At 48.1% G+C, this 12,516-nt stretch carries 8 protein-coding genes; 6 read left to right on the plus strand and 2 right to left on the minus strand.

Annotated features, from left to right (window positions below):
* Positions 1-25 precede the first annotated feature (25 nt).
* Entirely contained in the window at positions 26-1,846 is a 1,821-nt protein-coding gene (locus VER99_RS13415) for a protein-disulfide reductase DsbD (RefSeq protein ID WP_020336215.1), read from the plus strand.
* A gap of 193 nt (positions 1,847-2,039) precedes the next feature.
* On the plus strand, positions 2,040-2,669 hold the full coding sequence (locus VER99_RS13420; protein WP_014233248.1) for a response regulator transcription factor: 630 nt from the start codon (positions 2,040-2,042) through the stop codon (positions 2,667-2,669).
* Positions 2,670-2,672: 3 nt separating this feature from the next.
* Here VER99_RS13420 and VER99_RS13425 read toward each other — a convergent pair whose 3' ends face one another.
* On the minus strand, positions 2,673-4,415 hold the full coding sequence (locus tag VER99_RS13425; protein WP_020336216.1) for a potassium/proton antiporter: 1,743 nt from the start codon (positions 4,413-4,415) through the stop codon (positions 2,673-2,675).
* Between the two features lie 388 nt (positions 4,416-4,803).
* Between VER99_RS13425 and VER99_RS13430 the strand changes: the two genes are divergently transcribed.
* The 4 genes from VER99_RS13430 to VER99_RS13445 all read left to right on the plus strand — a co-directional run bounded on the left by VER99_RS13430 (position 4,804) and on the right by VER99_RS13445 (position 8,945).
* Positions 4,804-5,067 (plus strand): DUF4212 domain-containing protein, encoded by a 264-nt coding sequence (locus tag VER99_RS13430; protein WP_020336217.1) that lies wholly within the window; start codon positions 4,804-4,806, stop codon positions 5,065-5,067.
* Between the two features lie 12 nt (positions 5,068-5,079).
* Positions 5,080-6,807, plus strand: a complete 1,728-nt coding sequence (locus VER99_RS13435) for a sodium:solute symporter family protein (protein ID WP_014233251.1) — start codon at positions 5,080-5,082, stop codon at positions 6,805-6,807.
* A gap of 105 nt (positions 6,808-6,912) precedes the next feature.
* Entirely contained in the window at positions 6,913-7,395 is a 483-nt protein-coding gene (locus VER99_RS13440) for a hypothetical protein (protein WP_014233252.1), read from the plus strand.
* A gap of 164 nt (positions 7,396-7,559) precedes the next feature.
* Positions 7,560-8,945 carry a class II fumarate hydratase gene (locus tag VER99_RS13445; RefSeq protein WP_020336219.1) on the plus strand — a complete coding sequence of 462 codons (1,386 nt, stop codon included), beginning with the start codon at positions 7,560-7,562 and terminating at the stop codon, positions 8,943-8,945.
* A gap of 75 nt (positions 8,946-9,020) precedes the next feature.
* Here VER99_RS13445 and VER99_RS13450 read toward each other — a convergent pair whose 3' ends face one another.
* Entirely contained in the window at positions 9,021-12,455 is a 3,435-nt protein-coding gene (locus VER99_RS13450) for a hybrid sensor histidine kinase/response regulator (protein ID WP_014233254.1), read from the minus strand.
* Positions 12,456-12,516: the final 61 nt, after the last annotated feature.

Genomic DNA, 12,516 nt, shown 5'->3' on the forward strand with positions numbered 1-12,516 from the left:
TTAGCTAAGACGAATTGAACATTTTATGCGTGCATTACTTTCCGTATTACTCTTAGGGTTGATTACCTTTTCTGCGCCTTCTTTAGCCTTATTCGGCAAGGACCAGTTTAACAATAGTCAGAACAACAACTTCGGTAACAGCAGCGACAGCTTTGTTCCTGTTGATCAAGCGTTTCCGTTTAATTTTTATCAGCAAGATGACAAGCTGATGCTCGACTGGCAGGTACGTGACGGCTACTACCTGTATCAAGAACGTTTGTCGGTATCCGGCGAGAATGTCACGCTTGGTGAGTTAGACATGGAACGTGGTACACCACACAAAGATGAGTTCTTTGGAGAGGTGCATATCTATACCATGCCACTATTTGTCAATGTTCCGCTTTCAAATTGGCAGGAAGGTGCACGTGTTATCGTCCAGTATCAAGGCTGCGCCTCTGCAGGTTTCTGCTACCCACCAGAAACCCGTGTCATTCCTATCAACGCATTTGCGTCACCGACAGGTTCCGCAGCTGCCACTGCACCACTACAGCCAACCCAAAAACAAACTGCACAAGCCTCGCCAAAAGTAACAAACACAGCGCCAAAAGCGCCTGTTACGCAGCAAGACAGTCTGGCGGCAAACCTGGCTGAAAGCTGGTGGACGCCACTGCTGTTTCTAGCTTTAGGTGTCGGCCTTGCTTTTACTCCTTGTGTACTGCCTATGTACCCGATCCTGACCAGCATTGTGCTTGGCAGCGGGAAACTCAGCCAACGACGTGCACTTGGCTTGTCGTTTATTTACGTACAAGGTATGGCGCTGACTTATACCCTGCTTGGTCTGGTCGTTGCTTCTGCGGGTATGCAGTTCCAGGCGGCAATGCAGCACCCGTATGTACTCATCGGTCTGAGTGTATTATTCATCGCGTTGGCAATGTCGATGTTTGGCCTGTATTCGCTGCAACTCCCAAGTAGCGTGCAAACCTGGCTCAATAATCTAAGTAACAAACAGCACGGTGGCAGCGGTACTGGCGTGTTTGTGATGGGTGCCATTTCCGGTTTGGTATGCTCACCATGCACCACTGCGCCGCTCTCTGGTGCGCTGCTTTACGTCGCGCAAAGTGGCGATATGCTAACCGGTGGTGTTGCTCTGTACGCCCTGGCTATGGGGATGGGGATTCCTCTGATTCTGGTTGCGGTCTTCGGCAATAAACTGCTGCCGAAAGCGGGTAACTGGATGGGTCGGGTTAAAACGCTATTCGGGTTCATTCTGCTCGCTGCCCCTATCTTCCTGCTTGAACGCCTGTTACCTGAAATGTGGTCAACATTACTTTGGTCTGTGTTGGGTGTGGCTGCTTTTGGCTGGCTATATCATGTAAAAAACAGCCTCGAGTTTGGCGGCTGGAAACAGAGTGCCGTTGGAATTATTGCCGTTCTGGGATTATTCGCTTCCGCACAACCTGCGTTGAATTATTGGTTTGGTAACAACGAAACTCATGCTCAGCAAGCCAGTGTCAGTTTCACCCGAATTGCGAATGTCGCAGAGCTTGAAGAACAACTGGCGCTAGCAAAAGCGGCAGGTAAACCGGTCATGCTCGACTTTTATGCCGACTGGTGTGTGGCATGTAAGGAGTTTGAGAAGTACACCTTCCATTCGCCAAAAGTCGAAGAAAAGTTGCGAGATTTTGTGCTACTGCAAGCAGATGTGACCAAAAATCAGGTTCAAGATATTGAATTACTCAAGCGTATGAACGTCCTTGGCCTACCAACGATTGAGTTTTGGAACAGTAAAGGAGAACACGTTTCAAACGCTCGTTTAACGGGTTTCATGCAGGCAGAACCTTTCTTAGAGCACATCAATCAGTTCTAATCAGACAAATTCAAACGCCAGTAATTTTCTACTGGCGTTTTGATTGCACAAAACAAAAAAATAAAATGAGGGTTATATGCATTTTCTCTAATAAAAGTCGATTTGGTTCAGACTTTTAGCGAATAAATATTGTCCACAATCTCAAAGCTGGACAATAATAAATTTAACCAAATAGTCAAAAGTGTTTAACGTCATGGATTCGACCTACACCATCATCATTGCTGATGATCACCCTCTCTTCCGTAATGCTTTGTTCCAATCGGTACACATGGCGGTGAGTGGTGCCAATCTTCTCGAAGCTGACTCACTCGATGCCTTACTTGCGTTATTGGAGAGGGAAGAGGAGCCAGACTTAGTGCTATTGGATCTCAAGATGCCTGGCGCAAATGGTATGTCGGGCCTGATTCACCTGCGTGCTGAATACCCTGACTTACCAGTAGTTGTCGTTTCAGCCAGTGAAGAGCCTGCTATCGTAACTCAGGTTAAAAGTCACGGCGCTTTCGGCTTCATTCCTAAATCAAGTGATATGCGTGAACTCGTTAATGCGATCAATCAGGTTCTTAACGGCGACCCGTACTTCCCTGAAGGTCTGATTACCAATAATGCTGCATGTAGTGACTTGGCAGAGAAGATTGCCACGTTGACGCCGCAGCAATACAAAGTGTTGGGGATGTTGTCAGATGGCTTGCTGAACAAACAAATCGCTTATGAGCTGAATGTATCAGAAGCCACCATCAAAGCGCACATGACGGCGATTTTCCGCAAGCTTGGCGTGAAGAACCGAACTCAAGCTGTCATCATGTTAACGGAAATGAACAACTAAGGTTTATTCTTCCGTCAGTTCCTCTTGTTCAGTAGGCAAGCGTAAGCCTACTTTGGTCACTTGCTGATCGACTACATCAGCAATAATCCAATGCAGCCCTTGCCATTCAAACTGGTCACCCAGTACAGGGGCTGTTCCCAGCTGTTCTTCCACCAAGGTTCTCAGTGTGATACCCAGCGCTTCCTCGCCAAGATCCAAACCATACATCATGGCAACATCGGCCAATCTGACTTCAATATCCAAAAAGAAATCACCAAAGAAACGGGTCATTGATGCTTTTTCTGGTGCTTCACTAAACAACAGGCTCAACGCATCTAAATCTTTCTCTTGAGCAAAGACACACAAAGTATCATCTTCTTCCAGCTTGGTACTTCCTGATGGGTGCATCAATTCCTGGTGGCGAAAGACCGCCGCAATACGCGTGCCTTCCGGCATAGACAAGCTACGCAATGGTTCCCCGATACACCATTTGTCTGCTTTCAATCGATAGATAAATAGCTCCCACTCGCTGGTAGGATAAACCTCGACACCAATTCGCGATATTGGCTCCGGTTTTGGAGGCAGTTCTACCTTGGCTAGCGACATTGCTTTGGTCAACGTGCCTCCCTGAACAATCAGCGAGACCATAACGACGAAGAACGCGAGGTTGAAATAAAGCTGTGCATCAGGAAGGCCAGCCATCATCGGGAACACCGCCAAAATGATCGGCACGGCACCACGCAACCCCACCCAGGAAACAAACCACTTTTCACGTGGCGTAAAACTTTTGAATGGCAGTAAGCCTACCCACACAGAAATTGGACGAGCAAACAGAATCATACCAAAGGCGAGTGCCAGCCCCGGCAAGGCGATCGACAACAAATTCGAAGGCGTGACCAGCAAACCAAGCACTAGGAACATGCCTATCTGGGCCAACCATGTCATTCCATCCAGCACATGAAGAATCGAGTGACGGCTGCGCGTAGGGCGATTACCTAATAACAGACCGACCAGGTAAATGGACAGAATGCCGCTACCACCGAATGTATTCGATAAGGCAAAAATCAGCAGACCACCACTGACGGTCAGAATGGAGTACAAGCCATCCGGTAGCTGATTGCGGTTTATGATCTTCCATAACAACCAGCCACCAGCAATACCAAGCAATGCACCAATGCCAAACTGCTTCACAAAGCTCAGTGCTAAAAAGCCGACACTTAACTCCGCACCTGAGCTCGACAAAATAGCAATTAAGGTAACGGTGAGAAATACGGCCATCGGATCGTTGGTACCGGATTCGATTTCCAGCGTTGAGCCGACACGCTCATTGAGACTGCGCCCTTTCAGTAGTGAAAACACCGCAGCAGCATCGGTAGAGCCCACGATAGCGCCCACAAGAATCCCTTGCAGTAAGTCCAGATCAAACAGCCAGGTCGCCATCAAACCGGTTAAAAGCGTCGTCATTGCCACACCCAGCGTGGCTAATGACACCGAAGGCCACAACGCCACCCGGAAGCTCGCGACTCGTGTTCTCATGCCACCATCAAGCAGAATAATCGCTAAAGCTAAGTTACTGACTAAATAAGCAATTGAGTAATTATCAAATAATATTCCGCCTAAGCCATCTTCTCCGGCCAACATACCAACCGCAAGAAACACGAGAAGAATAGGAATACCCAGTTTAGAGGACACAGGGCTTAGAAGAACGCTCAGTGCAATCAGCAATGCACCGACGAGAAAAAAGCTATTGATGGTGTTTGCGTCCATTCCACTCTCCCTAATATAAAAGTTATGACCAACGTACTAAGACCGTTAGTCTAACCCCTTATCGTGTCTCAATGCTTTAGTTGAAACGAAAACTTTATGTAAACAAATAACTTGTAGCAATGAGTATAGGTTTCATGAAACAAATGAAGAAAAGATAACGCCAGCAAAAATAATTAGTGAAATATGTCATTTCGCATTAGACCTTAGGCTAATTTAACACCACGTTAACATACTAAAATTCTCTTACAATTGCCTTAAGCGCCCATTCTACGGGCGTTTTTTGATTTTTATGCCCCGACTAAAGTTGAAAAGAGTTCTTGCCAACACCTTGCTAATGTACATGGTGAAACATTTTTTTAACAACAATACCAATCGTAAGGAGACGGCAATGGCGTTTGAAAGCGAAGAAAGAGCCAAAGCCTACTGGGACAAGAACGTGAAGCTAATGATTGGCCTAATGGTCATCTGGTTCTTAGTGTCTTTCGGCTGCGGCATTTTATTTGTCGATGTACTAAATCAATTTCAACTAGGTGGATACAAACTTGGTTTCTGGTTTGCTCAACAAGGCTCCATCTACGCCTTCCTGGGTATTATTTTCTACTACGCGTGGAAGATGCGCAAAATAGACCGTGAATTCGGCGTGGATGAGTAAGGAGTCACTCAGATGGATTTGAAAACTATTACCTACCTGGTTGTTGGCGCAACCTTCATCCTGTACATCGGGATTGCGATTTGGGCGCGCGCAGGCTCAACCAAAGAGTTCTATGTTGCGGGTGGCGGTGTAAACCCAATCGCGAACGGTATGGCGACAGCAGCAGACTGGATGTCAGCGGCGTCGTTTATTTCGATGGCGGGTCTGATTGCCTTCATGGGATACGGTGGTTCTGTATTCCTAATGGGTTGGACTGGCGGTTACGTTCTGCTTGCTCTGCTTCTTGCTCCTTACCTACGTAAGTTCGGTAAATTTACCGTGCCAGAGTTTGTCGGTGAGCGTTTCTACTCTAAGACAGCGCGTATCGTAGCGGTTGTGTGTCTGATCATCGCATCAGTAACATACGTTATCGGTCAGATGAAAGGCGTAGGTGTTGCATTCGGTCGTTTCTTAGAAGTAGATTACGCAACAGGTCTACTGATTGGTATGTGTATCGTATTTATGTACGCAGTACTAGGCGGCATGAAAGGCATCACATACACGCAGATTGCTCAATATTGTGTACTCATTCTTGCTTACACTATCCCAGCAGTATTTATCTCTCTGCAATTGACTGGTAACCCAATTCCGCAAATTGGCCTTGGTAGTACCATGGCGGGAACCGATGTCTATCTACTCGATCGGCTCGATCAGGTGGTGACCGAACTCGGCTTTAGTGAATACACCACTCAAGTTCGTGGTGATACACTAAACATGTTTGCTTACACCATGTCACTGATGATCGGTACGGCTGGTCTGCCACACGTAATCATCCGTTTCTTTACGGTACCTAAGGTTCGTGACGCACGTACATCAGCAGGTTGGGCACTAATCTTCATTGCTATTCTTTACACAACAGCACCTGCAGTATCAGCAATGGCGCGCCTAAACCTAATGAACACAGTTAACCCGGCGCCTGGCCAACACCTAGCTTACGACGAGCGTCCTGCTTGGTTTAAAAACTGGGAAAAAACAGGCCTGCTAGGTTTCGATGATAAGAACGGTGATGGCAACATTCAGTACACTTCTGATGCGGCTACTAACGAGCTAAAAGTTGATAACGACATCATGGTACTGGCTAACCCAGAGATTGCTAAGCTACCAAACTGGGTAATCGCATTGGTTGCGGCAGGTGGTCTGGCAGCAGCACTATCAACCGCTGCGGGTCTACTACTGGCGATTTCGTCCGCGATATCTCACGACTTAATCAAAGGGGTCATTAACCCGAATATCTCCGAGAAGAAAGAGCTCCTTGCCAGCCGGATTTCCATGGCAGTGGCAATTGCGGTAGCAGGCTACTTAGGTCTACACCCACCGGGCTTCGCAGCAGGTACCGTTGCACTGGCCTTTGGTCTGGCAGCGTCCTCTATCTTCCCTGCATTGATGATGGGTATCTTCAGTAAGAGCATCAACAAAGAAGGCGCTATCGCAGGTATGATCGCAGGTATCAGTATTACACTGTTCTACGTATTCCAACACAAAGGTATCCTATTCATCGCGGATTGGACTTACCTGGAAAGCTGGGGCAGCAACTGGTTCCTAGGCATTGAGCCAAACGCGTTTGGTGCAATTGGTGCGCTATTCAACTTCATCGTGGCGTTCGCAGTATCGAGAGTAACAGCAGAAACACCACAAGAAGTGAAAGATCTGGTTGAGCACGTACGTGTACCAGTAGGTGCGGGCCAAGCTGTCGATCACTAATTATAATTAGAACCACAAAGCCCCGTCTGGAAACATCTGTCCGGGGCTTTTTTATTCTCTATTTTCAGTTACTATTTCGAAGTCTGTCGTTGCAAGGAAGCCAAGATGTTCAAAAACAAGCACTTAATTATCGCCCTGTTAATCGCTCCGATCCTATCGTTAATTGCCTACTTCGGTACGGATTTAGCGTTAAGTGAAAAGCCTCATGCCGCGAAAGAAGGTGAAAGTTATAAATTGGCCAGCAAGTCCAATTGTCGCTACACCAGTGGTCTTTGTGATATGGAAAATGGCGATTTTAAAGTGAAGTTTCGCTCTGAGAAGCTAACGAAAGATAGTCTAGAATTGTCTCTCAATGCGGCTTTCCCACTGGAAGGCGTGAAAGTTTCTGTGGTCGCAAATCAGGAAAAGAACGCACAGCCAGTCGATATGAAGCCCGCTGATCAAGCAGGTAAAAACTGGTACATCACCTTACCGAAACCAAAATCAGCAGAAAGCTGGTTAAGAGTGGTCATTCAGTCAGAAGGAACACTCTACTACGGCGAGACTCAAACGGCTTTTGTGAAATACGAAACCCTGTTTACCGAATAACTGAAATAAAGAACAAAATAGAAAGCTGGGCTTAATTGTAGGGATATAGCTCACTTGCTCCAAGCCGATGCCTGTATTCATGCATCGGCTTTTTTGTCATCAAAATCCTCGTAAATCACCTATGGTTGATAAGAGACTTAGGATTGAGAACCGAGGAGCACGTCATGACCAGAGACTTTCGTATTGAAACCGACAGCATGGGTGAGGTGAAAGTCCCTTCTGATGCTCTCTATCAGGCTCAAACTCAACGTGCCGTAGACAATTTTTCCATCAGCAGACACACCATGCCACAAGGCTTCATCCTTGCTTTGGCACATATCAAACAAACCGCAGCACTGACTAATGCTCAATTAGGATTATTAGACAGTAAAATAGCCGATGCGATAGCGAATGCAGCGCAATCGATCATCGACGGGCAACATCTGGAGCAATTTCCGATTGATGTTTTCCAAACCGGCTCTGGAACCAGCTCAAATATGAATGCCAATGAGGTGATCGCAACGCTGGCTACCCAGACTCTTGGAGAAAGCGTAAGCCCAAATGATCACGTCAATATGGGTCAAAGCAGTAACGATGTCGTGCCAACGGCGATTCAGGTCAGCGTAGCACTGGCGATCGAAAAGCAACTGATTCCCGCTTTGGAACACCTTTGCCAGACACTCGGCACTAAACAACAAGCCTTGAAAGACGTGGTAAAAACAGGTCGAACTCATCTGATGGACGCCATGCCGATCACCTTTGCGCAAGAGCTTGGAGGATGGCAGTACCAAATCGAACACGCCAAACAAGCGATTGAACAAGCTTTGCCAGCCGTGAAGGCACTGGCGCAAGGAGGTACCGCAGTAGGTACTGGGATCAATGCCGATCCGCGATTCGCGCCACTTTTCGCAGACAATCTTTCACAATCAACAAATGTAGCGTTTTGTTCCAGTCCAAATTTCTTTTTTAATCTCAGCAGTCAGGATGCGATCGTCGCCCTATCCGGACAGCTCAAAACGTCAGCAGTTGCGATCCTGAAGATCGCAAACGATCTTCGCTGGATGAATTCCGGACCGCTAGCAGGGTTGGGAGAAATTGAGTTAAAAGGGCTTCAGCCCGGTTCTTCCATCATGCCGGGGAAAGTAAACCCTGTTATTCCAGAAGCCGTCGCCATGGCCTGCGCCCAAGTAATTGGTAATGACACCACCATCACCATTGCGGGTCAGTCTGGTAACTTTCAGCTCAACGTGATGCTGCCTGTCATTGCTCATAATGTATTAGAAAGCATTGAGCTACTATCCAACAGTGCCACAGCACTGGCAGACAAAGCCGTCGCCACGTTTGAAATCAGGCAAGATAATCTTGATGTGGCGTTAGCCAAGAACCCTATTCTGGTCACCGCACTTAATCCGGTTATTGGTTACCTGAAAGCCGCCGAAATCGCGAAAAAGGCTTATAAACAAGGACGGGCGATCATTGATGTCGCTGAAGAGGAAACCGACTTAGATCGTGCGACACTGGAGAAACTGCTGAATCCAACCAAATTGACGCAAGGCGGGGTAGCTGAGTAATTCGTCCAGCCTCAAACACGAAGACCTCCAACTGGAGGTCTTTATCTAACTTTAAATAACTGAAACTAACTAAAACTAGGCCACTCGGTTTAGTACCGAACGCAACTTCAACGGTTTAACGGGTTTGGCGATAAAGCTAAATCCATTCGCTTTGATGCCATCGAGCATATCATCGGTACGGTCCGCACTGATGATGACACCTTCAAAGCGATTACCCAGACGAAGACGGCACTGTTGCAGCACTTCCAATCCAGTGCGTCCGTTATCCAGTCGGTAATCCGAGAAAATCACATCCGGCACCCAGCCATCATCCAACGCTTTCAGACTTTCAACTAAGTCGGCAGCCAGTCGTGTATCACAACCCCAACGCGACAACAGGTTATCCATTCCCACTAAAATATCTGGCTCATTGTCGACACACAGAATTTTCAGGTGGCATAGCTCAGACTGAGTACTGCTTGGCATCGTCACTGTGCTGATGACCTGTACGCTCTCGGCTCTGTCGAGCGTAATCGAGAAGACACTGCCTTTGCCATGCCAGGAGCGCATCGAGATTTCATGTCCCAGCACCTGCGCTATCCCTTTCGATATCGCCAGCCCCAACCCTAAGCCCTGATCAGAGCGAACTTGAGAGCCTCGGTTAAATTCTTCAAAGATCTCCTGCTGTTTCTCTTCTTCAATGCCCATACCATTATCCCAGACATCAATACGCACTCGACCTTTGACGCGGCGCACACCCAAAGCGACTTTGCCGTTTGGACTATAGCGGAACGCATTAGTAAGAAAGTTTTGCACCACTCGGCGCAGAAGTTTGGGGTCAGAATTCACCGTCAGCGAGGAAGGGATCATCGTAAACTCAATACCCTGTTGTTTCGCCAGCGCACTGAACTCCGCATTTAAATTTGCCAATACATCATTAACGGCGAACCCACAAACATGCACTTCAAGCTTGCCCGACTCCAGACGGGAAATATCCAACAAGTCGCCAATCAAATCCTCTGCTGCACCGAGTGCACTTTCGATATGAGAAGAGAGCTTTTTCGTCTCGTCGTCTTTGGCGACTTCAGAAAGGGAAGAGGCAAACAGCCTTGCAGCATTAAGAGGCTGCATCAGGTCGTGGCTCACCGCCGCGAGGAATCGTGACTTTGACTTCGATTCTAAATCTGAACGCTGCGTCGCCGCCACCAGCTGTTTGTTAAGCCGTTCAAGTTCACGGGTACGAAGTCGCACGCGTTCCTCAAGCGTCTCATTGGCTTCTTTTAGTGCTTGTTCGGCATCGCGGAACACGGTGATGTCAGTAAAACTCATTACAAAACCACCACCCGGCATTGGATTCCCCTGCACTTCAATCACTCGACCGTCAGGGCGAACACGAGAAGATGTATGCCGCGTTCCTTGCTCAAGATGGTAAACCCGGCGACGAACATGGTCATCTGGATCACCAGGGCCGCATAAACCTTGCTCGGCATTGTGGCGAATGACATCTGCGATTGGACGGCCGACCTGGATTAACCCCGGAGGAAATTCAAACAACTCAAGATAACGTTGGTTCCATGCCACCAGCCGCAATTGTTTATCGACCACAGCGATACCCTGGCCAATATGCTCGATCGCCCCTTGCAGTAGCCCTCGGCTAAAATCGTACAGTTCAGAAGCTTCATCAACGATGGTCGCGACTTCTTCGAGCTGCATGTTTCTTCCCTGCAAGGCAGAAGTAAGTACTAACTTAGCGGAAGAAGCACCGAAGACCCCCGCGAGCACACGTTCTGTGTGTCGTATCAATGAAGACGGCGCTTGCTGGTTCGGCATCAGCTCTTCACGTTGCTGGCTCCAATAGGCCTGAAACGCCACTTTAACGCGAGATCGCCCAACAAAACGAGAGGCGAGCATTTCCAGTTCAGCCACGGTCACGCGGCTCTGGTAAAGGCTCATATTTTCGCTTTCTGGTAACGGTGTACCAACAAACGAAGCCGATTGTAAGCGCTCACTTAGGCTTGGACGAGTAATCAGAGAAACGACGACAAAACAGGCGGTATTGGCCGCGACACTGAGAATCATTCCCCAGTCAGAGATCGCAATATCAAACTGAGTTAGCATCTCTGGTGGCGTAATAAGCCAAATCAGAAAGTTACTGCTGGCGTTACCTGCAAGCATGTCGGTCTGGCTCATGAGGGTGATAAGCCAAATAGTAAAACCAACCGCAAGACCGACATAAACGCCCTTCTTGTTTCCCTGACGCCAATACATCCCGCCAATCAGTGCCGGCGCGAATTGAGTGATGGCTGCAAACGAGAGAAAGCCTATCGCAGAGAGTGAGTGGATACTATCAAGTGCCTGATAAAAGCCCCATGCACCAATCAAAAGAATCAGGATAAGTGCGCGACGAATGCGTAGCAGCAACTGAGAAAAGTGCTGATGATTACGTTGGGACAGGCGCATACGACGTAAAAGCAGTGGCATCGCCAGATCATTCGATACCATGATGGCTAACGCGATAGTCGAAACGATCACCATCCCACTTGCTGCGGAAGTGCCACCAAGGAATGCCAGTAACGCAATCTCGCTCGCACCAACCGCCATCGGCACACTGATAACAAAAGTATCTGGCGACGCATCACTCAGCAGTCCTTGCCCTACCCACGCAATCGGCAAGACAAAAATACCCATTAAAATCAGATACAGTGGGAACAACCAGCGGGCAACATGCAGATCCTGAGCGCGCTCGTTTTCCACCACCATGGTATGAAACTGACGAGGCAAACAAACGATCGCCAACATGGTAAGTACGGTATGGATCAGAATGGTAGGAATGTTGGGTGGCTGATAGGTTTCGGTAGCGACATCTATCAGACTGAGGTTTTCTGCACTCATTGCCAACCAGACAATAAAAACACCAACCACTAAAAATGCCATCAGCTTGATGATCGATTCAAAGGCGATCGCCATCATCATGCCCCGGTGGTGCTCGGTGTTATCGATATGACGCGTACCGAATAAGATGGTAAAGATGGCCAGTGCCATTACCACAAACCACGAGACACTGTCGTTCTGATAACCAAAGTCTGACGCAAGCTCAGGCGCAATGATTTCCAGTCCCATGGTGATGCCACGTAACTGCAATGCGATATAAGGAAGAATCCCCGCGACGGCAATCAGCGTCACGGCAACCGCTAGTCCCTGCGATTTTCCATAACGTGCGCCAATGAAATCAGCAATAGAGGTAATGTGTTCACGCTTGGCGATTAATATCAGCCTGGCAAGCACCCGCCAACCAAGCGTAAAGACCAGAATCGGTGCAATGTAGATCGGCAGAAAAGACCAGGGATTACTGCTCGCTTGACCCACCGTGCCGTAGAAGGTCCAGGAGGTACAATACACAGCAATAGACAAGCTGTAGATCCAAGGCCGCCATCTGGCTAGCCACCTTCTCTGGTTGTCTCCATACCACGCGATTATAAATAGGGCTCCCAAGTACGCCAAAGAAACGGGAACCACCAGCCATCCTTGCATCCGATATCCTTTATGACCTTGCTTACAAAAAACAAAAACCTCTCCGTAAGGGAGAGGTTTC

The sequence above is a fragment of the Vibrio natriegens NBRC 15636 = ATCC 14048 = DSM 759 genome, assembly GCF_035621455.1.
GTDB classification, from domain to species: Bacteria; Pseudomonadota; Gammaproteobacteria; order Enterobacterales; family Vibrionaceae; genus Vibrio; species Vibrio natriegens.